This is a genomic window from Flavobacterium sp. T12S277, assembly GCF_048514875.1.
Classification (GTDB): domain Bacteria; phylum Bacteroidota; class Bacteroidia; order Flavobacteriales; family Flavobacteriaceae; genus Flavobacterium.
The window spans coordinates 223,637-245,823 of record NZ_JBLYEG010000003.1 but is presented as its reverse complement, the minus strand read 5'-3'; the positions used below and the strand labels follow the sequence as shown (position 1 = coordinate 245,823).

Sequence of the window (22,187 nt, the reverse complement as noted above, 5' to 3'; positions counted from 1 at the left end):
TAAGAAGTCAGTTTCTTAATTACCTACTTTCAACTATTCAAAAAAAATAACTACAAAAACGAACTAAAGCCCCTCTATCATGAAAACTACAAAAAAGGTATTGCTTTTAATCACGCTAATCGTCTTCTGTGCCTGCAAAAAGGATCCAAAGACAGAAAAGGACACTTATACAACTGTAAATAAAAGTGCCGCTACTTCTACCTGTTTAGCTCCTGCTAATTGGTTTACGATGGTCAACAACACCCGCCAGACTCCTCCGCCAAATGAAGGACCAACGAGCGCATTTGCCAACAATACAACTGTAACGAATTGTGACTTTCATCAATGGTCGTGGCAAAAGTTTCTTTGGCTCACCAATGAAGTCAACGGAAAACCGTTATTTATTTCCAATTTGATTCAGGTGACTGCGGAAGGTAAAAAAGTAGATACAAGTGAAGGAATTGTTGTTCTAAGAGATACCGCTCAGGCAAGTTCTTCCCAGGATATTTTAAAAACCCCTAAATATACATCAGGTGTTCCTAAATCTACTACGGTTTATTATTCTATTTTCATGGACAATCTTATGTACTCAACCATGCTAAAATATGGTCCAATAGCAAAAAAAGATCCTACCAAAATAAAAGATATAACTTTTCCTGTAGGCTCCTTAGAACTTAAAACCTCATGGATTGATGCGAGTGCTCTTAAAGATCCTTCTTCCTATTTTATTACTCAGGGTGTAATCAATGGAGTGAAAAAAAGAGTAGCACTTTTAGGGATGCATGTCGTTGGAGTTGTACAAAATCACCCCGAATTTGTATGGGCTACTTTTGAACATGAAAATCTTGCACCTGCTTACGATTGGTCAAAAGCTACGCCAACCACTGATGCACCGGTGACGAGTACCGTTGATTATCCTTTTTTTAATAAAAACAACACTGCAACCGTTAAAAATATAACTACAAAAAATGGAATTTATACCGATATCTTTTCTCTTTACAAATATGGTGTTCCTGTTGAAAAAGTAACGAAAGGTTCTCATAATGTTCAGGTTTATATGAAAACGAGTCAAAATGGTTCGCAAAACTTCAATAATATTCGTACGATTAATCAAAGCGTTAAAACACAGCTGAAAGGTATCTGGAACAATTATTTTTACAATGGTTCATTATGGATTAATACTGCAGGATACGATACTACTCAGGCTCAAGCGGCCTTATTAAATACGTTATCTGATACTCTTTCAGACTCTAACCCTGGAAAATTAACCCGAGGTTCCGTTGCAGCCTACAATATTACGATGGAAACCTATGTTCAGGCAGGATTTAGTCCAACAACAATAAGCAAAACTTCAGTTAACGATCTTGTTAATTGCTTCTTTTGCCACAATACATCTCATAAAGGAGTTGTTACTCCCCTCAATATAAGCCATGTTTTTACAGGATATGTAGGCAGTCTGAAGGGGTTAAACAGAACACAAATCAAACAAGAACATGTTAATGAATTCTTGAGAGAATCCAATTTGCGTCTAAAATTAAAATAACCCAATAGCAAGCCTTTTACTTTAAGGCAAAGCTGAAATTTATAATTACAAAAAACCACAAGCTACTGTTTGTGGTTTTTATGTTTTATTCGAGGGCTACAAGATTAAAAACATCTAAAGTTTTTTCCTCTCGCAAATCTCGCAGATTTTAATCTTTAATTCTTAATTCTTTCTGTACGGATCTTTTAACACATAGAGACATAGCTCAAAATGCTTGTAAAAGATGTTTCACTTAAAATAAACCACATAGCTATGTGCTTCTTTTCGCTCACAGATTGTGCAGATTTAAATAAATTCTATAAAATCACTCCACGTAAATCTGCGGAAAACAAAAAACCTTTGTCCCTTTGCTCCTTTGCCTCTTTGCAACTTTATAACCCTATAATTTCAATACCACTTTTAAAATTCCTAATTTCGCTTTCGAATAAGAAAGAGAAAAATGAAGGTCTGTATTGCTGAGAAACCAAGTGTAGCACGTGAAATCGCATCCGTTTTGGGAGCCAATACCAAACACGATGGGTATTTTGAAGGCAATGGTTATGCTGTAACTTACACCTTTGGGCATTTATGTACCTTAAAAGAACCCAATGATTACAAACCTCACTGGAAAAGCTGGGATCTGAACAACTTACCCATGCTTCCTGAGAAGTTTGAAACCAAGGTAGTGCAAAATTCAGGAATCCAAAAGCAATTTAAAATCGTAAAAAGTCTATTCGACAAAGCCGACGTGGTTATCAACTGCGGGGATGCCGGACAGGAAGGAGAACTTATTCAGCGTTGGGTGATGAATGAGGCGGATTATAAGGGCGAAGTACAGCGTTTGTGGATCTCGTCCCTAACCACCGAAGCCATAAAAGAAGGTTTTGAAAATCTGAAACCATCCGAAAACTACGATAATTTGTTTTACGCCGGATTTTCAAGAGCCATTGGTGACTGGCTACTGGGCATGAATGCTACACGTTTGTACACCGTAAAACATGGTGGTTACAAACAAGTATTGTCTATTGGGCGTGTGCAAACACCAACATTGGCCATGGTTGTCGATAGATTTAAAGAAATCGAAAATTTTAAACCTCAGCCTTATTGGGAGTTACAGACTTTATACAGAGAGACTCTCTTTAGTTATGAAGAAGGACGTTTCCTAAAAAAAGAAGACGGAGAGCTTTTAGCCAATAAAGTCAAAGAAAGCGAATTCGAAATTGTTTCAGTTGAAAAAAAGAACGGAAACGAGTACGCTCCAAAACTATTTGACCTGACTGGTTTACAAGTATACTGCAATACTAAATTTGGATTTTCGGCAGATGAAACGCTTAAAATCGTTCAAACTCTGTACGAACAAAAAGTAGTTACGTATCCCAGAGTCGATACTACCTTTTTACCAAATGACATTTACCCAAAAGTGCCGGGAATTCTGCAAAAATTATCCAAATATGCCGAATTAACTCAGCCAATTTTAGAGAAAAAAATAAAAAAATCGCCAAAGGTTTTCAACGATAAAAAAGTTACCGATCACCATGCGATTATTCCAACCGGAATAGAGGCCCATTTGCAATTCAATCAACAGCAGGTCTATGACATTATTACAAAACGTTTTATTGCCGTATTTTATGACGATTGTTTGGTTGCTAATACCACAGTAATTGGAAAAGCAGCCGATGTTACTTTTAAAGCCACCGGAAAAGAGATCTTAAAAAAAGGATTTCGCGTTGTATTCGAAGATCCGAACGCTAAAGAAAGAGAGGCAGATTTACTGCCCAGTTTTGTGGTGGGAGAAAAAGGTCCGCACGAGCCTTCTTTTTTGCAAAAAGAAACCAAACCACCCAATCAGTTTACCGAAGCAACATTGTTACGTGCCATGGAAACTGCAGGCAAACAAGTAGATGACGAAGATCTGCGCGAACTGATGAAAGAAAACGGTATTGGACGCCCGTCAACTCGGGCTAATATTATCGAAACACTATTCAAACGTCAGTATATCGTTCGAAACAAAAAACAGGTTTTACCAACACCAACCGGAATTCAGCTTATTGATACTATTCAGAACGAACTTATCAAATCGGCCGAACTAACCGGTTCCTGGGAAAAGCAGTTGAAAGACATCGAAAAAGGGACTTATACAGCCGGAGCGTTTATTAAAAACATGAAACGCATGGTCGAGGCTCTGGTTACCGAAGTGCGAAGCGAAACCAGACATGCCAATATTTCACATGCTGCAACAATCGAAAAACCTTTTGCAAAAGCAGAGAAAAAGAAAGCCGCAGGTATTTTAGCCGAAACCTGTCCGAAATGTCAGAAAGCGACTTTAATTAAAGGGAAATCGGCTTTTGGATGTGGTAATTATAAATCGGGTTGCGATTTTCTGCTGCCTTATACTTTTGCGGAGAAAAAAATATCTGAAAATCAATATTTAAGATTAGTTCAAAAAGGATCAACAGTAAATATAAAAGGTTTTAAAACCGAAGAAGGAACTGTTGAAGGCCTGATTCGTTTTGAAGAAAATTACAAACTCAAATTAGAAACGAAGAAAACAACTCCAAAAGTAAAAGCTTCCACAGCATCAGATGAATTAACCTGTCCGAAATGTAAAAAGGGTACAATTCTGAAAGGAAAAACCGCCTACGGCTGTAGTGAATATAAATCAGGTTGTGATTTTAAAGTTACTTTTGATGATGTCAGAACCAAACTAAAAGATCAAAAACCAACAAAAGAACTGGTTTATTCGATTCTTTGTGAGATGTAAAAAATGTGAAATGTTAGATGTAAAATGTAAGATACAGTGTTTCATTGCCCATTTTACTTTTCACAGTTTACTGTTTACAATTCACAACAACCAATTCTTTTTCATACTTTAGTACTTCCATTTAAAACCAAAACTCATAAATATGTTTCAGAAAATTACTCTTTTAGCCCTTGTTTTAGCTGCTGTTTCTTGTCAAAAAAAGGAATCCGTTGAGAAAGATAAAATCAAAGTTGCAGACTGGCTCATCGGGAACTGGGAAAACAAATCTCCAGAGGGTGTTCTGACCGAGAACTGGCAAAAACTAAACGATAGTACTTTTAGTGCTTCTTCCTATTTTATAAAAGAAAAAGACACCATTCATTTCGAAAGTATCGTTTTAACACAAAAAGACGAAACGCTAACTTATATTGCAACCGTAAAAGGTCAAAATAATGATAAACCTGTTTCTTTCTCGGCAACAGCTGAGTCTGACAAACAATTGGTTTTCGAGAATCCTAAACACGATTATCCACAAAAGATAACCTATACAAAAGGTGCAAATAATACTTTAACTGCTGAGATTTCAGGGAATTTGAATGGGAAACCAAGTTCGGAAAAATTTGTGATGACGAAGAAATAGCCAATTAAGTTTTTTTCAAAAGTAAACTAAGTTCAATTTGAAATATAAATACAACTATCTAAAATCCACAATGATTTTTTGTGTCATTGGATTTATTATTCCAGGTTTTACAGCAATGCTACTATTTGGAACCCAGTTTATTCTACAACGATTAGGAGTTGAATGCACTACTACTTGGAAAGCACTTTGGGTACTTTCTTGGATAGGAATGCTCTTTTTACCTGTTTTATTTTACAAAAGTTTAAAGAAAAAAGAAACAGAAAGTTATGACAAATTAAAAACTAATCTGATTTTCTTTAATTTTCTCGAATACATTTTTATGCAAACGGCACTAAGTATCTTTTTCACAAAAGCAAATACATTGTGCTACGTTTCAGATGGTCAGAACGGAATAGAACTTGTCTTTACTGCATGGCTTAGCTTACCAGTCCTTATGATTTTTAGTTACATTTTTGAGTATCATACTGAAACTACAATTTCTTCTGATAAATGAAAAATATATTTTTAATAATTCTATTTTCTATTTTAATAATAAGCTGTGAAAAAAAAACTCAAACTGTAATTAATAACATTTGGGATAACATTTCTTTTAATAATACATTATCAAATAGTACTCAAATTATAATAAAAGTGTACGATTCAACATTAACAAATAAAAGAATTAACGTGGAGTCATATACTCCAGTGAAAGAACTTAAAACTGTAATAAAAAAGCAAGTTGAAAACTTTGAAACTATCTTTATAAAATCCGAAAAAACAGGGTATTGTTGTTGTCCAAAAAGCACCTATTCTATTCATTTTCGTAATCAAAAAGAAGAACTCGATTTCTTTTATGTTGATACTCTTGAATTCAAAAATAAGATACGAATTTTCGAAAAAAGTTACCAATATTCATACATTATTGAAAAACAAAAATGGAAGAATTTTATAAATGAAATAGATGAAAAATGAATGTTCTTCTCAAATAATAAAACTTTATACCTTCGTAAAAAAGACCTCAGTTCCTTAGCCTCTCAGCACCTTAGCTCCTTCAAAAAACACTACTCATTCTCCCCAATCTTATTCACCATAAAGATCATGAGTATTCCTAAAAGCGCCATTACCAAAAATGCCCACTTCATACTTAAATATTCGGATATAAACCCTACCATTGGCGGGACCAGTAAAAAACCAAGATAACCAATAGTAGATATCGAAGTTAAGGCAGAACCACTGCTTAATTTTGATGATCTTCCGGCAATACTAAATACCAACGGAACCACACAGGAAACTCCAAACCCAATCAAGACATAGCCAAAAATAGTCGAATAAACATACGGCAGGATAAAGCAAATACCAAATCCTAAGGTGATTAAAACACCGCTGTAAAACAGAATTCGTTTGGTGCCAAATTTCATTACGCCATAATCACCAAACAAACGTCCCAGAGTTACTGCTGTGGCGAAAAACACAAATGCGGCACTGGTTAATTTTGGAGAGGCCTTCAATATATTTTCAAAGTAAATACCACTCCAATCGTACATGGTATTTTCGCAAGCCATAGACACAAAACAAATCAGGGCAAACTTAACCAGATTTTTTTCGGGCATCGAAAAGAACTTCTTTTTAACTGGTACAGGTTCGTTATGAATACTCAAAGGATAAAAACAAGCCGTTAGCGCAAGCATAAAAACACTTACTCCCAGCAAATGATGTGACGGTGCAATATGCTGCGTTACCATTACATACCCCAAACCTGCTCCCGAAAAAACAGCTATGCTCCAAACGGCATGAAAACGGGTTATAATGGAATATGGATATAATTTTTGAACCTCCAGAGATTGTGCGTTAATCGACAAATTGAAAATATTACGTGATGCACCAAAGAGTAAGAGTACAATAACCAACTGCCAGACGAAAGCAACTAGACCCGGTAAGGACAATGCAATATTAAACATGATTGCTCCGAGCAACATAACATAACGGCTGCTGTATTTGTTTAACAGCTTGCCTGTAAAAGGCATGGTAAGCATTAAACCAATTGGAAAGGCAAATAAAACAGCTCCAAACTGAGCTTCGGACAAATGCAATTGTGCCTGTATGTGCGGAATACGGGATACCCAGGAAGAATAACCAAATCCCGAAAGGAAAAAAAATACAGTATTGGCCAGACGATATCCTTTAGGAGAATGCTGCAATTTTTTCAAGAAAGGTAAAATCATATGAAAAGCTTCATTTTTAAAACGCAAAATTAAGGCTTTCAAAGTGTAACTTCTACCCTTTTCATTTTTTTTAATAAACGTCAGAAATTTAACTCATTCCGATTATTGTTCAAAGAAATTTTAAAAAAGTACATCAGATTTAACTGAAAGTTCATGAAATCAAACGAAATACTATTTGTTAAAGAAGTATTAATTTTTACATTTGCACTGTTTTTATTCATTCTAAATAAAAACAAAACCTTAACCAAATACAATAAAATGAAATATTCTATTTTGAAAACTTCTCGTTTTCTACTTACAATCATTTTCTTCTTTTCTTTTTTTTGTTCGTTTGCCCAACAAAACTTTGGAAAAATAAAAGGAACGATTACTACATCTGATGGCGATGCTGCTGCTGGTGTAAATGTTATTCTTAAAAACTCAAAATACGGTACCGTTACCAACGACGATGGTAGTTTTGATCTCAACAGAGTGCGAACTAATACCTATACCTTACAAGTATCTTTAACCGGTTATGAAACTACTGAACAAGAGGTAGTGGTAACTGAAAGTGAAACAACAGTTCTTAATTTGCAATTAAAAGTTTCCAACAAAGAGTTGCACGAAGTTGTAGTGAACGGCAAGAAAAGCATCCTCTCTAAAAAAACAGATTATGTTGCGAGAATGCCGCTGAAAAATCTCGAAAACCCGCAAGTCTATAATGTAATTCCCAAAGAACTTTTGCAGGAACAAATTACAATAGATATCAGAAGTGCAGCTGTAAATGCACCTGGTGTGACCACAAAAATTTATCCTTCTGGAGGACTTGAAATTTCGTTTAGAGGATTTAGTACCGGAGTTAATGCCCGAAACGGAATGGAAAATATGACGGATCGAAGCTCTATTTCTATTGATAATGCAGAACGTATTGAAGTTCTTAAAGGACCTTCGGGAACCTTATTTGGATCGTCTGTATCTTCTTTTGGTGGTATTGTGAATTTAGTTACCAAAAAACCTTTTGAAACTAAAAAAACAGAAGTATCCTATACCGGAGGAAGTTTTGGATTAAACCGACTAGCGCTTGATATGAATACTCCATTAACACCTGATAATAACGTATTGTTTCGATTGAACGCTGCAGTAAATACCGAAAAGAGTTTCTTAGACTATGGTTTTAGTAAAACATTCCTGATTGCGCCAAGTCTTACCTACAAAGCAACGGATAAATTAACCTTAAGTATCGATACCGAAATTTACAATGTAAACAACACACGTCCTACTTACGGACGTTTCTATGCTCCGGGAATTACAAACCCAACGGATTTAAAGGTAGACTATAGAAAAAGTTTATTTCACGATGATCTTGATGCCAAAACTTCTTCAACAAAAGTTTTTGTTCAGGCCGAATATCAATTGGCAGAAAACTGGAAATCTACTACTGTTTTCTCTTTTATAGATGAAAATGTAGATCGCAGTTATCAATATTACACCCAATGGATTTCACCAACAGAAGTAAAAAGAAGTGTATCGCGTTTTGGCCCGATATTTAATCAGTTTACGAACATACAAGAAAATATTAACGGTCAATTTTCTACCGGAAGCATTAAACATAAACTTCTATTAGGTACCAATTACAGATTTTCAAAAGGTACTTTTAATTATGGTGCAACGCCAGTTCTGGATACGATCGATGTAACAAAACCTTTTGATCCTATCCGAAAAAAACAAGTTGATGCGGTGGTATCGCAACTTACATGGGCAGTTCCGGACGAACAAATATTTAGTGTTTATGCCTCAGATGTGATAAGCTTTACAGACCGTTTATCAGCCATGCTAAGTCTTCGTTTGGACAACTTCGTTCAAAAAAAACTGGAAGACACGAAGGGCTATAACCAAACTGCTTTATCGCCTAAATTAGGTTTGGTTTATGAAGTGGTTAAAAATCAGGTTTCTTTATTTGGAAATTATATGAATGGTTTTCAAAATTCAGGTCCGGTAAATCAACCCGATGGAAGCTTGTTAATATTAAAACCGGTTTATGCCAACCAATACGAAGGTGGGGTAAAAGTAGAAGCATTCAATAAAAAATTAAGTACTACATTAAGCTACTACAACATTACAATTGATAATGCTACAAGAACAACTTCTGACGGATTTAGTGTTCAGGACGGTAAACAAGTGAGTAAGGGAATTGATTTTGAATTTATTGCCAATCCGGTTGCGGGTTTAAATGCTATGCTTGGGTATGCTTATAATGACAATCGTATCGTAAAATCATCAGATGCTGCTATTGAAGGAAATAAAGCCAGCGGAGCTCCGGAAAATGTAGTTAACTTTTGGATATCATATAAATTTCAAAACAAATTAAAAGATTTAGGACTTGGTTTTGGAGGCAATTATGTAGACAAACAATACAAGTTTGAAGATGAAAGTTTTTACAGCCCTTCTTATTCTGTTTACAATGCCACCGTATTTTATGATAAACCAACATGGAGAATCGGCGTTAAATTCAACAACATAAACAATAAAAAATACTGGGATTCTTACGGAATGGCGCAAGCTCCTGCCAACTTATTAGTAAACTTAACTCTTAAGTTTTAATAGCATCTGCGATAAAAAGACACCTCTAAATTAGAGGTGTTTGCATTTAAAAGAAAATTAGTCGCTTATTAATTTCCTACAATTATTCACTGATAACATTAACCAATCAAAAAAATCATGAACAACTTTGAAAAACGAATTAAAAATTCTCAATTCGTAATCTATCTCTTTTTACTTTTTTCTTTCAGTGCTTTTGCTCAGCAAAACAACGGAAAGATTAAAGGAACGATCACTACATCTGATGGCGAACTGGCCGTTGGTGTTAACGTTATCCTTAAAAGTTCAAAATACGGTACTACCAGTAATGAAGACGGTGCTTTTGAATTTAACAGAGTCAAAGCCAACATCTATACTTTGCAAGTTTCTTTAACCGGTTATGAAACGCTAGAACAGGAAGTAATTGTTTCGGCCAATGAAACTACAACACTCAATTTACAATTGAAGGTTTCAAACAAACAGTTGAAAGAGGTGATCATTACCAATAACAGAGGAAAAACTTTCCCTAAGCAAAGTACTTATGTTTCAAAAATGCCTTTAAAAAACGTCGAAAACCCACAGGTTTACAACATTGTTTCCTCTGAATTAATTAAAGAACAAGCCATTACCAATTATGAAGACGCTTTAAAAAATGTACCCGGAATTCAAAAATTATGGGAATCTACAGGGCGCGGCGGTGATGGCGGAAGCTACTATACTTTACGCGGATTTGAAATTCAGGCCAATATCGTAAACGGATTACCGGGCTTAACAAACGGTAGTTTAGATCCTGCAAATGTAGAGCGTATTGAAGTGATAAAGGGTCCATCGGGAACTTTATTTGGCAGCAGTTTAGTGAGCTACGGTGGATTAATTAATACCGTTACCAAAAAGCCGTACAGTGGTTTTGGCGATGAAGTATCTTACCTGGCCGGAAGTTTTGGTTTAAACAGGATTACTGCCGATATCAATACTCCGCTAGACGATGCCGATAATGTTCTTTTTAGAATTAATGCGGCGTACCAAACTGAAAACACTTTTCAGGATACCGGATTCCGTACCTCCCTTTTTGTAGCACCTTCCCTGTCTTACAAAGTAAATGACAAGCTTTCCTTTTTATTCAATACCGAATTTATGCAGGAAGAAAAAACAACGCCTTCGATGTTGTTTTTAGGGAGAGATGCTGCTTTGCAATACGCCAATTTAGCCGAATTAAATTACAATACCGATTTGTCTTTTAACAGTAACGATTTATCGATAAAAAACCCGAGATACAGTCTGCAAGGACAAATGACCTATAAAATTTCTGAGCAATGGACTTCACAAACAGTCTTATCCAGAAGTTCCTCAAAATCGAGAGGGTATTACTCTTATATTTATGACAATGAAGACGGAAATAAAGATTTCGGGTTTAATATCACCAAAGAACAATCACAAACCGCAACGACCGATATTCAGCAAAATTTTATTGGAGATTTCAAAATTGGTAACATGCGCAATCGTCTTGTGGCAGGTCTGGATTATTTTGAAAGAAAAGTAACGAACGGAGGTTCCGGTTACGGTCGTCTTTACAATATTACTGCACAAGGCGAAGTGAGACAATTAGACGCTGCCGCTCCTTATTATCTAACACAAACCTCTGTTGACAAACTTCTGGCCAACCGACCGGCAGGAAACTTCAGTCCGCAGGATGCGACTTACAGTGCATATGCTTCTGACGTGCTTAACATTACTTCTAAACTGTTGGCCATGGCAAGTTTGAGAGTGGATTATTTTGATACGAAAGGTGATATCAAAAATAAAAATGACGATTATACACAAACGGCTTTATCGCCAAAATTCGGGTTGTTGTACCAGCCTATTGAAGACAAATTAGCTGTATTTGCCAATTATATGAATGGTTTCAGAAACATTGCACCGGCCGTAAATTATGATACAGATGGTAATTTAATCGGAACCAAAACTTTCGAACCGGAACATGCCAACCAATTAGAATTTGGTGTAAAAGCGACTATTTTTGAAGACAAGTTAAATGCTACTATGAGCTACTACGATATTAAGGTAGCCAATTTGGTAACCAGCAATCCGCTGTACAGTTCACAAGGAGGTGAAGCTCAAAGCAAAGGTTTTGAATTTGATTTAAATGCCGCACCAATAAAAGGACTAAGCATTATTGCCGGGTACAGCTATAATGACAGTAAAATTACGAAAGGCGATGTTGGAAATGTTTGGCTGGAGCAAGGCAAAAGACCATTTTGGTCAGGTCCTAAAAACCTTGTAAACCTGTGGGCGACTTATAAATTTGAAGAAGGTGCACTAGAACATTTCGGTCTTGGTTTTGGAGGAAATTATGCGAGTGAAAATGCCATTCTGGACAGTTCTAAAACCGGAAAATTTGTATTGCCGGAATATACCGTAATCAATGGCTCTGTTTTCTACAATTCAAATAAATTCCGTGTAGCTTTTAACCTCAACAATATTGCTAATAAAGATTATTTTAACGGTGGATGGTCAACCCTAAACCCGCAAAAACCAAGAAATATTGTAGCGAGTTTCGCGTACAAATTCTAATATACTATTTTCTGAAAGTAAAAAAGGGGCTAATTAAATTAGTCCCTTTTATTTTGAGTAAATAAAACAAACCATCATAGATCCTTCACTGATAGAAAAACAATATGTCAAATTATCTCAGCAAACCGGTTTTACCTTCCTCCCAACCGAAAACTATTATCCGAAAAGTAAAAATGTACCTCTCGCACTAAAAAAAGCAGGTTAAAAAAATGGAGACACAAAACCAGCTGACGATACCCGGAAGAAAATCCAAAATTAGATTTACAGGTTATTATTCATAATTATTCTAAATAAATATTGTCAAACTAATATTAAATTTTACATTTGTGATACTCAATTATTAACTCACTATTTAAATATTATGAAATCTAAAACTTTAAAATCAATAACATTTTTACTTTTAATGTTAGTTGCGAGCCCTGCATTATTTGCCCATGCTTTATGGATTGAAACTAAAGCGACTGGTACTAAAGGGAAAGCACAGGAAATTTCAGTTTTCTTCGGAGAATTTTCAGACAATGATATTACGGCTTCAGCAAAATGGTTTTCAGATTTAAAAGATTTTTCATTGGTTGTCATCAGCCCTTCAAAAAAGGAAACAAAACTTACGGCTAAAGCTTTAGAAAATAAATATCAGGCCTTTTTTACACCTGAGGAGGATGGCGTTTACACGGTTGTCATGCACCACACGGTAAAAGATGTGTACGGAACCATGAAATTAGATTACAATTCAAGCGCAACGGTTACTGTTGGAAATGCTGCAAAAGGAAACGATGCCGCTGCAAACACAAACATTATCAGTGTGTTTTCTAAAGAAGTTACCGCTGCCAAACAAAAAACAGCTATCAACATAAATGCATTGTACGAAGGTGCAGCAGCCAAAAAACAAAAAATAAAAGTAATTGCTCCAAACGGCTGGGAAAAAGAATTATGGAGTGATGACAAAGGAGAAATCTCTTTTACACCGCTTTGGTCAGGAAATTATATGGTAGAGTTCGCTTATACCGAAAAAACTGCCGGAGAACACAATGGTAAAAAATACAACGAAATCTGGAAGATGGCGACTTATTTAATCGCGGTTAAATAATTAATTCTTTCGGTTTTTAAACCTCTATAGTATTGATTAAGCCTTGTTCAGTAAGAACAGGGCTTTTTTATTCGAAAGGCCCTAGCATAGAACTATCCTTCCTTACACAATAAAACTCAAAAAAGCAAAATCTTAAGCAAATCTTAAGACTATTCTAATGAAATTTTAATCTAGAAACCTTTCTTTAAATTTTGTTAAAACATCGATGCGCCCTTATATTTGCAAAAATTTATTTTTATTAAATCTAAATAAGCATCATGAAATATAATTTACTACTTGCTTTATCTTTGATTAGTTTTGCGTCTTACAGTCAGAACTACTCCAGTACAGAAAATACTTCGACTGAAAATGATACTGTAAAAAACAAAAAAGGAGAGGTTCTAAATGAAGTTTTAATTAAAACCAACAGAGAACCTAAAGCGGTTACTGCAGTTCGTTCCGGACTAAAACCAATGGATAACCCGCAAACTATACAGGTTATTGGTTCTGAAATAATTGAACAACAGCAGGCAATTCGTTTAAGCGAGGTTATAAAAAATGCCAATGGTGTTTATGTAAGTTCTGCACGTGGTGGTGCACAAGAATCCTTTTTCTCAAGAGGTTATGACATGTCTGCCAATAATATGTTTAAAAATGGCTTCCGTTACAATTCTGGTTCCATTCCTGAAGTTTCCGGTCTGGAGAAAGTTGAATTCTTAAAAGGAGGTTCGGCTTTATTGTTTGGAAACGTTGCACCGGGAGGTATCTTAAACCTGGTAACGAAAACACCTTCATTCAAATCAGGCGGTGAAATAGGGATGCAAATCGGAAGTTATGCTTTCTACAAGCCTTCTTTTGATTTTTACGGTCCACTTAACAAATCTATTGCTTTCAGAATAAACGGTTCTTACGAAAACTCGGAGAGCTTCAGAGATGTCGTAAAAAACGAACGTTTGTACATCAACCCGTCTTTGCTTTTTATTGTTAGCCCTAAAACACAAATTACGGTACAAGGAGATTACCTAACAGCAGACTGGACTCCTGATTTTGGAACAGGACTTATAGGAAAACAAATTCTTGACTTGCCTCGTAATGCATTCTACGGATCACTTTGGTCTACTGGTGCGACAAAATCAGCAAGTGCTTCGGTTTTATTAAACCATGATTTCAATAAAAACTGGAAACTAAACTTCAATAGTTCTTTCCAAAGTTATGATAGAACTCAGAAATCTACAGCTCAGATGTCTAATATAACCGATAAGGGAGACTGGACCAGAGCATTAGTTCAAAATAAGAACCTAGAGCAGATATTGGGAGACCAATTAAGCTTACAAGGAAATTTTAATACCGGGTCAATAAAACACCAAATCTATACTGGTGTAGACTGGGAAAATTCATTTGCTACCGGATACACTTACGCTTTTGATCCTGCAAATTACGACACCATTAATTTATTTACTTTTGATCCGTCAAAACAAAAGAATGATATTCCAAATGCAAGAGCGACTCAAATTCTAAAAACAGAAACCAATCGTTTTGGAGCCTATTTTCAGGATCTGATTTCAATTACAGAAAAAGTAAAAGTATTGGCTGGTATTCGTTGGTCATGGCAAGAAGGAGAAGCTACTACTTATAAAGAAACTTATAACACCAGCACAAAAGTTCAAACGGTCGCTCCGGAAAATGCAATAGCTGAAGTTGGCGCTAAAAGACTTGACAATGCATTCTCTCCAAAAGTGGGTATTATCTATCAACCAACAAAAAGCACTTCATTATTTGCCAGCTACTCGAACTCATTTTCACCAAATTCAGGGTTCACTGTTGACAACAAAACAATTGAAGCATCGATCATCGACCAATACGAAGCAGGTATTAAGAAAGATTTCTTTGATGGCTTGTTAAGCACAAACTTAACTGTTTACCAAATCTCAAACAGCAATTTGGCTCAGACTGCACCATTTTTAGCTGATGGAGTTACTGAAAATGTGAATTCAAACATAAAAGTACTGGGTGGCGCTACTAAAAGTAAAGGGGTTGAAGTTGATGTTACTGCAACACCTGTAGAAGGGCTTAATATTATTGCTGGTTACAGTTATAATGATATGCGTTATACTAAAACTTCGGGAACAAGTGGAAGTTTTGTAGCAGGAGATCAGGTTGTAAGAACACCAAAAAACACAGCTAACCTAAGTTTCTTCTATAAAGTACCGGAAGGAATGTTTAAAGGAGTTTCATTTGGAGCAATCGCCAACTATATTGGTAACCGTTTAGGAGGTTGGAACGATGATTATCTATGGACAGCTGTTAAACCTACACCTGCTAATCCAAAACCAAATCCTGCTTACATTGTTACTATTAGAGACAGAGATATTCCAATCGAAGGTTACACTACTATAGATGCTTCAATAGGTTACGAGTGGGGAAAATTCTCAGTTTTATGCAAATTATCTAATATTACAAACGAATTGAATTATACCGTTCACGAAAACTACAGTATAAACCCTATTGCACCTCGTCAGGTTATGACAAGCTTAAAATATAAATTCTAAATTTTGAATTAGATTTTACCCTCCAGACTTTTACTGCATTTCAGCAATGAAAACAAAAAAGTTTGGTTTTAAACCGAAAACCTCAGCTGGCAACAGCTGAGGTTTTTTGTTTTCCCTAAAGAAAGTACTTAGATTGTATTACTTTTGTCCGGCAATACCACTTATCAAAATAAAACCCTTTATATGTCAGACTCCAGAAAAAACCAATTACAAAAAAGCCTCGGCTTAAGTTTTAATATTGCTGTATTAATTGGAGGTACGATTGGAGTTGGTATTTTACGAACACCGGGAACTATCGCCGAAATGCTTAACAATTACTGGTTAATTATTGCTTCATGGCTCTTTGGAGGTTTGTATGTTTTGCTGGGAGCTAATTCGTATGCCGAACTTGCGACCATGTTACCAAAAGCCGGAGGTTCTTATAACTATATCAAAAGAGCTTTTGGAGAATATGCCGGTTTTCTTTCCGGCTGGTTCGATTATATTACCAATGTTATTCCGCCAGCTTTTTACTGCATTGTCATTAGCGAATATGTTATTATTTTATTTCCTGCACTTGCCAATTATTCTACCATAATGGCCATTTCGTTATTGCTTGCTTTTGTACTGATACACCTGAGCGGTGTAAAAAACGGAAGTGTCATCCAGCAAATTACAAGCTTACTAAAAGTGATTTGTTTTGTCGCCTTAGTTGTTGCCTGCTTTATGTATAGCGGTATTGAAACCACACCCATAAAAACAGACAGCTCTTTCTTTCAGATTGGCTTATTATTTGGATTTTTCAAATCATTACAACTCATCATTGGTACTTATAACGGCTGGAACAGCGTTTGTTTTTTTGCTGAAGAAAATGACAACCCGGGCAAAAACATTCCGAGATCATTGTACAGTGGTGTCCTACTTGTTATGTCTATTTATATTTTGGTAAACGCTGCTTTTTTTCATGTCTTACCCATCGAAACTTTAGCCAAATCAAATCTCGCAGCTGCCGATGTTGCCAAAATTCTTTTCGGAGAAAACGGCGCTCTTATCGTTACGGTAATTTCTATTTTTTCCTTAATCAGTATTTTGAATGCTTTTATGATGATTCCACCAAGAATTTTGTACGGATTAAGCCGTGACGGGTTTTTCATCGAAAAAGGAACGCAGGTAAACAACGGCGGAACTCCTATAGTAGCGCTTTTAGTATCATCTCTTTTCAGCTTGTTTTTAATCTGTATCGGCTCTTTTGAAGTACTGTTCTCCTTCGCCGCTTTTATCTCGATTATCGTTTGGGGACTGGCCTATTTTTCGCTTTTAAAACTAAGAACTAAAGAACCTGATCTGCCAAGACCTTACCGTTCTTTTTGGTATCCCTGGACCACCATAATTGCCATTATCATCTCGATTGCTTTACTAATTGGATTTATTTACAGCGACCCTAAAAGCTTTATCATTATTTTAGGAATTACAGCGATTTCTTATCCCCTATTTTTAGTTTTGAAGAAGAAAAAATAACTTCTAATTAATAGCCACGAATTCAATAATTACAATACCAAACCCGACAGGTTTTTGAAACCTGTCGGGTTTGGTATTGTAATGAACAGAGAAAACTAATTCTTATTTCAAACCACCCAAACGCTGCTGACATACGGTTGTCACTCCCTGTGATTTAATTTGCGGTATAAAACGATACAAGATGAGCAAACTAGATTTAACAAAAAGTGACAAAGTATATTATACGGCCAAAGCCAAGCCCGAAATACTTTATATCGAAAGAACAAACTATATATCGATTACCGGAACAGGAGATCCTTCGGGAGCAGCATTTTCAGAAAAAATTCAGGCCCTGTATACCACCGCTTATTGCATTAAATTTATGCTGAAAGCAGTCGATAATGATTTTGTCGTTCCAAAACTAGAAGCTTTATGGAGTTTTGACGCCGAAAAATACAAGGATATTTCAATGGATGAAGCTCCGTTAAAAATACCCCGAACGGAGTGGGATTACAGAATTATGATTCGAATGCCGGACTTCATAACCAAAGAACATATGCAAGAAGCTATTCCTATTGTCGTCAATAAAAAACAAATAGTATTGGCGAACTCCATTGAATTTTATGAAATGGCAGAAGGCAAAGTGGTGCAGATTCTTCATGTTGGCCCTTTTGAAAATGAACCGCAAACGCTGAAAAAAATCCAGGAGTTTACTACTGCACACCATTTAGAGCAAAACGGATTGCATCATGAAATTTATCTGTCAGACTTTCGAAAAACACCTCCTGAGAAATTAAAAACGTTACTCAGAGAACCTGTAAAGTAAACTATTTTGATAGCCACGAATTCACAAATTATTCTACTACAAAAGTGTTTAAAATTCGCGAATTCGTGGCCTTTAAAAACAACAAACCCGACAGGTTTCAAAAACCTGTCGGGTTTAATTTTTATAATCATCAGAGAAATCTAATTCTTATTTCAAACCAGCCAAACTCTGCTCGATTGTAGCAATTTTTGCTAAAGCATCGGCTTGTTTTTGTTTCTCTATGTTCAGGACTTTTTCCGGAGCTCCATTTACAAATTTTTCGTTAGAAAGTTTTGCTTCTACAGATTTCAGGAATCCTTTTGTATAGTTTAATTCTTCGGTCAGTTTTGCAATTTCAGCTTCAACATCAATACTTCCGGTAATCGGAATGAAATATTCATTTGATTTTACACGGAAAGATAACGCTCCGTCAACTTTTGCCGAAACATATTCGAAAGCTGAAATATTACCTAGTTTTGTTACGATTGAATCAAAATACGTTGTAATATTCTCGCTGTTGATTGCCTTTAATTCGATCGCATCTTTAAACGGAATGTTTTTGTCTTTACGAATCGTTCTGATTCCTGAAATCACTTCGATAGTACTATCAAAATCAGAGATTAAACTCGCGTTGAAAGGCTTTAATTCCGGCCAGGTTGAAACGATTAAAGCTTCTTCAGCAGTTCTGTCTGCAATTAAATGCCAAATTTCTTCGGTTAAGAAAGGCATGAACGGATGAAGCAACTTCAAATTACTTTCCAACATTTCGATTGCTTTGTCAAATGTCGTCTTATCAATTGGCTGTTGGTACGCCGGTTTAATCATTTCTAAGAACCATGAACAGAAATCATCCCAAACCAATTTGTAAATGGCCATCAATGAATCTGAAATTCTGTATTTCTCAAAATTATCTTCAATATCAACTAAAGTCTGCTGCAATTTTGCTTCGTACCATTCGATGGCTACTTTTGATGATTCCGGTTGCGAAATCGTTTCTGAAACTTCCCATCCTTTAATCAGTTTAAAGGCATTCCAAATCTTGTTTGAAAACGCTTTCCCCTGATTACACAATTCTTCATCAAACATAATATCGTTTCCTGCAGAAGCACTCAAAAGCAATCCTACACGAACTCCATCGGCACTGAATTTATCGATCAGGTCTAATGGGTCAGGAGAATTCCCTAATGATTTAGACATTTTACGACGCTGTTTGTCACGAACCAAACCGGTTAAATACACATTTGTAAATGGTTTTTCTCCCGCATATTCATAACCTGCAATGATCATTCTCGCCACCCAGAAGAATAAAATATCCGGACCGGTAACCAGGTCATTTGTTGGATAATAATATTTGTAATCGGCACTTTCCGGGTCCATGATTCCGCCAAAAACTGACATTGGCCAAAGCCATGATGAAAACCAGGTATCCAAAGCATCAACATCCTGTGTTAAATCTTTTGTTTCAAGTTTCAGGTTTGAAGTTCTTTCCTGCGCTAATTTTAGAGCATCTTCGATATTTTCTGCCACTACGAAATCTTCTTTTCCGTCTCCGTAATAATAAGCAGGAATTTGTTGTCCCCACCATAATTGACGTGAGATGTTCCAATCACGAATATTGTTTAACCAGTGCGCATACGTATTTTCAAAACGTTTTGGATGCAATTTAATATCTCCGGTTTCTAAAACTGACGTAATAGCCGGTTTTACCAAATCTTCCATTTTCAAAAACCATTGATCAGACAATCTAGGTTCGATTACTGCTTTGGTTCTTTCAGAAGTTCCAACTTTATTCAAATGGATTTCGGTCTTTGCCAAAGCTCCGATTTCTTCTAATTCTTTTGCAATTTCAGTACGAACCACAAAACGGTCTTTGCCCTGATAATGCAATCCAAAACTATTTAACGTAGCATCTTCATTAAAGATATCAACGATTTCAAGATTGTGTTTCTCTCCTAACGTTTTGTCATTCATATCGTGTGCCGGAGTCACTTTCAAACATCCGGTTCCGAATTCAACATCAACATATTCGTCTTCGATAATCGGAATAACTCTTCCGCAAATTGGAACGATAGCCTTTTTACCTTTTAAGTGTGTAAAACGCTCATCGTTTGGATTGATACAGATAGCGGTATCTCCAAAAATAGTTTCCGGACGTGTTGTAGCAATCGTCAGAAAATCTTCTGAACCTTCAATTTTATATTTTAAGAAAAATAATTTTCCTTGTTGTTCTTCGTAAATAACCTCTTCATCAGACAAAGTTGTTTTGGCTTCCGGATCCCAGTTTACCATTCGGTATCCTCGGTAAATCAAACCTTTGTTGTACAAATCAACAAACGATTTAATTACAGAAGCTGACATATCAGGGTCCATCGTAAATTTAGTTCTTTCCCAGTCGCAGGAAGCTCCTAATTTTTTAAGCTGTTCTAAGATTACACCACCGTATTTATCTGTCCATTCCCAGGCGTGTGCCAAAAACTCTTCGCGGGTTAAATCATTTTTATTGATTCCTTCTGCTTTCAATTTCTGAACTACTTTTGCTTCTGTAGCAATAGAGGCATGATCGGTTCCCGGAACCCAGCAGGCGTTAAAACCTTTAAGACGCGCTCTACGAATTAAAACATCCTGAATGGTATTGTTCAACATATGCCCCATGTGAAGGACTCCTGTCACGTTTGGTGGCGGAATTACAATTGTATAAGGTGTTCTGTGATCAGGCTCTGAATGAAAATAATTATTCTTCATCCAGTAATCGTACCATTTATTCTCGATTGTTTTAGCGTCAAATTGTGCTGGAATTGTCATTTAAATAGATTGTTTAATCGTTAATTCGTGTATTTGTTTAGTCGTTATTCCCGTATTTGTTTAATCGTTTTTTACTGCAATCACAGCTTTTACTAATCATCAGTCGATTAAACGGTTAAACGATTAAACAATAAAACAGAAAAACTGGTTCAATTTTTGTAATCATTACTGACAGCAAAAGTAAATAATTAAGTACACTATAAAAAGCGAATTAATAATTTGTGTGTTAATTAAAAGAATGTATATTTACTTACAACTTAAAATAAATTTCAAATGAAAAATGTAGCCTCTTTTATTGCAGTCGTATTGTTTAGCACAATAAGTTATGCACAAAACGGCCCAAAAATTGAATTTGCAGCCCAAGACAATACAATTGATTATGGAAAAATTTCTAAAAGTGACAACGGAGTTAGATCTTTTGAATTTACCAACACAGGTGACGCACCACTTTTGATTACAGGTGCCGAATCGACCGTAAGTTCTATAGTTGTTACCAAACCCGCAGCAGCAATTATGCCAGGTAAAACAGGTAAAATTGATGTAAAATACAACATGGTTGCCGGTCCGATCCGTAAAACAATTACTGTTGAAACCAATGCCGTAAACTATCCTGACGGTAGAGTAGCCTTAAAAATTAAAGGTGAAGTTTTATAAAAAACTAAAATCTAAAAATAGTAAAACCGCTTCTCAAATTAAGAAGCGGTTTTTTTTATCCGCATTTTTAACCTAAATCCCACAGGTTTCAAAAACCTGTGGGATTTGTTTTGAGAGGTTATTATTTTTTCTCTGCACAAGCTGCAACATCAAATTTATACTTTACACGGTCAAAATCGATAGGTTTGTCTTTTACCAAATAAGTTACTCCCATAGTCGTCTGCATGGTTCCGTTACCCAAAATAAGTTTATTATCCTTCTTTAAAAATGCCATTGGGTTTTTAAAGGTTTTATTCTTATTGGTAACCTCTTTAAAAGTATAATCGGCAAATAAGGTATCTCCGTGAAACTCTCCCGCAAGTTCCCCTACTCTTTCTGTTGCCGCGGCAACTTTCATAGTCATGTTACCACTTATCTTTCCATTTTTTAGCGTGTTTACTTTTAAATCGATTGTATCTTTTTCATATATGGCTTTATAACATTCTGTACTCACGATGGTTTCAGCAGCTACCTTAGCTGCTTCGGCCGCTTTCTGTTTTTCATTGTCTTTACAGCTTTGAAGTCCGACACAAGTCACAAGCAAGCAGGATACCACTAATTTTTTCATAATTATATTTTTTAAAGAT

15 protein-coding genes are annotated in these 22,187 nt (G+C 35.8%); 12 read left to right on the top strand and 3 right to left on the bottom strand.

From position 1 onward, the window contains the following. Positions 1–79 precede the first annotated feature (79 nt). The 5 genes from ACN1CN_RS07305 to ACN1CN_RS07285 all read left to right on the top strand — a co-directional run bounded on the left by ACN1CN_RS07305 (position 80) and on the right by ACN1CN_RS07285 (position 5,832). Positions 80–1,522, top strand: coding sequence for a hypothetical protein (locus ACN1CN_RS07305; RefSeq protein WP_419135180.1), 1,443 nt, complete (start codon positions 80–82; stop codon positions 1,520–1,522). A 439-nt stretch (positions 1,523–1,961) separates the two neighbouring features. Further along, positions 1,962–4,262, top strand: a complete 2,301-nt coding sequence (locus ACN1CN_RS07300; RefSeq protein WP_419135179.1) for a DNA topoisomerase 3 — start codon at positions 1,962–1,964, stop codon at positions 4,260–4,262. A gap of 142 nt (positions 4,263–4,404) precedes the next feature. After that, complete coding sequence (locus tag ACN1CN_RS07295) at positions 4,405–4,881, top strand: DUF6265 family protein (protein ID WP_419135178.1); 477 nt, start codon at positions 4,405–4,407, stop codon at positions 4,879–4,881. Positions 4,882–4,918: 37 nt separating this feature from the next. After that, positions 4,919–5,374: a hypothetical protein gene (locus tag ACN1CN_RS07290; RefSeq protein ID WP_419135177.1), complete on the top strand. Its 456-nt coding sequence runs from the start codon at positions 4,919–4,921 to the stop codon at positions 5,372–5,374. Further along, on the top strand, positions 5,371–5,832 hold the full coding sequence (locus ACN1CN_RS07285; RefSeq protein WP_419135176.1) for a hypothetical protein: 462 nt from the start codon (positions 5,371–5,373) through the stop codon (positions 5,830–5,832). The genes ACN1CN_RS07290 and ACN1CN_RS07285 overlap by 4 nt, the downstream gene beginning before the upstream one ends. Positions 5,833–5,921: 89 nt before the next feature. On the opposite strand, the gene ACN1CN_RS07280 is transcribed toward ACN1CN_RS07285, so the two are convergent. After that, positions 5,922–7,082 (bottom strand): MFS transporter, encoded by a 1,161-nt coding sequence (locus ACN1CN_RS07280; protein WP_419135175.1) that lies wholly within the window; start codon positions 7,080–7,082, stop codon positions 5,922–5,924. Between the two features lie 153 nt (positions 7,083–7,235). On the opposite strand from ACN1CN_RS07280, the gene ACN1CN_RS07275 reads away from it, so the two are divergent. From ACN1CN_RS07275 to ACN1CN_RS07250, 6 genes are all read left to right on the top strand, one after another. Next, on the top strand, positions 7,236–9,662 hold the full coding sequence (locus ACN1CN_RS07275) for a TonB-dependent siderophore receptor (protein ID WP_419135174.1): 2,427 nt from the start codon (positions 7,236–7,238) through the stop codon (positions 9,660–9,662). Positions 9,663–9,779: 117 nt separating this feature from the next. Further along, the gene (locus tag ACN1CN_RS07270) at positions 9,780–12,209 is read left to right on the top strand and encodes a TonB-dependent siderophore receptor (protein WP_419135173.1); all 2,430 of its coding nucleotides are present in this window, start codon (positions 9,780–9,782) and stop codon (positions 12,207–12,209) included. A 361-nt stretch (positions 12,210–12,570) separates the two neighbouring features. Next, complete coding sequence (locus ACN1CN_RS07265; protein WP_419135172.1) at positions 12,571–13,296, top strand: DUF4198 domain-containing protein; 726 nt, start codon at positions 12,571–12,573, stop codon at positions 13,294–13,296. 257 nt (positions 13,297–13,553) lie between these two features. Next, the gene (locus tag ACN1CN_RS07260; RefSeq protein WP_419135171.1) at positions 13,554–15,824 is read left to right on the top strand and encodes a TonB-dependent siderophore receptor; all 2,271 of its coding nucleotides are present in this window, start codon (positions 13,554–13,556) and stop codon (positions 15,822–15,824) included. Positions 15,825–16,007: 183 nt separating this feature from the next. Beyond that, positions 16,008–17,321: an APC family permease gene (locus ACN1CN_RS07255; RefSeq protein WP_419135170.1), complete on the top strand. Its 1,314-nt coding sequence runs from the start codon at positions 16,008–16,010 to the stop codon at positions 17,319–17,321. 181 nt (positions 17,322–17,502) lie between these two features. Then, complete coding sequence (locus ACN1CN_RS07250; RefSeq protein WP_419135169.1) at positions 17,503–18,126, top strand: GyrI-like domain-containing protein; 624 nt, start codon at positions 17,503–17,505, stop codon at positions 18,124–18,126. Positions 18,127–18,273: 147 nt separating this feature from the next. Here the strand turns inward: ACN1CN_RS07250 and ACN1CN_RS07245 are convergent, their stop codons facing one another. Then, positions 18,274–20,907, bottom strand: coding sequence for a valine--tRNA ligase (locus ACN1CN_RS07245; protein ID WP_419135168.1), 2,634 nt, complete (start codon positions 20,905–20,907; stop codon positions 18,274–18,276). 273 nt (positions 20,908–21,180) lie between these two features. Between ACN1CN_RS07245 and ACN1CN_RS07240 the strand changes: the two genes are divergently transcribed. Continuing rightward, positions 21,181–21,561, top strand: a complete 381-nt coding sequence (locus tag ACN1CN_RS07240; protein WP_264523270.1) for a DUF1573 domain-containing protein — start codon at positions 21,181–21,183, stop codon at positions 21,559–21,561. Between the two features lie 121 nt (positions 21,562–21,682). Here the strand turns inward: ACN1CN_RS07240 and ACN1CN_RS07235 are convergent, their stop codons facing one another. After that, positions 21,683–22,168, bottom strand: a complete 486-nt coding sequence (locus ACN1CN_RS07235; protein ID WP_419135167.1) for a hypothetical protein — start codon at positions 22,166–22,168, stop codon at positions 21,683–21,685. Positions 22,169–22,187: the final 19 nt, after the last annotated feature.

Excerpts from the sequence above, each read along its gene's own strand:
- ACN1CN_RS07305 (WP_419135180.1), top strand. The coding sequence starts at position 80 with ATGAAAACTACAAAAAAGGTATTGCTTTTAATCACGCTAATCGTCTTC.
- ACN1CN_RS07300 (WP_419135179.1), top strand. The coding sequence starts at position 1,962 with ATGAAGGTCTGTATTGCTGAGAAACCAAGTGTAGCACGTGAAATCGCA.
- ACN1CN_RS07295 (WP_419135178.1), top strand. The coding sequence starts at position 4,405 with ATGTTTCAGAAAATTACTCTTTTAGCCCTTGTTTTAGCTGCTGTTTCT.
- ACN1CN_RS07285 (WP_419135176.1), top strand. The coding sequence starts at position 5,371 with ATGAAAAATATATTTTTAATAATTCTATTTTCTATTTTAATAATAAGC.
- ACN1CN_RS07280 (WP_419135175.1), bottom strand. The coding sequence starts at position 7,082 with ATGATTTTACCTTTCTTGAAAAAATTGCAGCATTCTCCTAAAGGATAT.
- ACN1CN_RS07275 (WP_419135174.1), top strand. The coding sequence starts at position 7,236 with ATGAAATCAAACGAAATACTATTTGTTAAAGAAGTATTAATTTTTACA.
- ACN1CN_RS07270 (WP_419135173.1), top strand. The coding sequence starts at position 9,780 with ATGAACAACTTTGAAAAACGAATTAAAAATTCTCAATTCGTAATCTAT.
- ACN1CN_RS07265 (WP_419135172.1), top strand. The coding sequence starts at position 12,571 with ATGAAATCTAAAACTTTAAAATCAATAACATTTTTACTTTTAATGTTA.
- ACN1CN_RS07260 (WP_419135171.1), top strand. The coding sequence starts at position 13,554 with ATGAAATATAATTTACTACTTGCTTTATCTTTGATTAGTTTTGCGTCT.
- ACN1CN_RS07255 (WP_419135170.1), top strand. The coding sequence starts at position 16,008 with ATGTCAGACTCCAGAAAAAACCAATTACAAAAAAGCCTCGGCTTAAGT.
- ACN1CN_RS07250 (WP_419135169.1), top strand. The coding sequence starts at position 17,503 with ATGAGCAAACTAGATTTAACAAAAAGTGACAAAGTATATTATACGGCC.
- ACN1CN_RS07245 (WP_419135168.1), bottom strand. The coding sequence starts at position 20,907 with ATGACAATTCCAGCACAATTTGACGCTAAAACAATCGAGAATAAATGG.
- ACN1CN_RS07240 (WP_264523270.1), top strand. The coding sequence starts at position 21,181 with ATGAAAAATGTAGCCTCTTTTATTGCAGTCGTATTGTTTAGCACAATA.
- ACN1CN_RS07235 (WP_419135167.1), bottom strand. The coding sequence starts at position 22,168 with ATGAAAAAATTAGTGGTATCCTGCTTGCTTGTGACTTGTGTCGGACTT.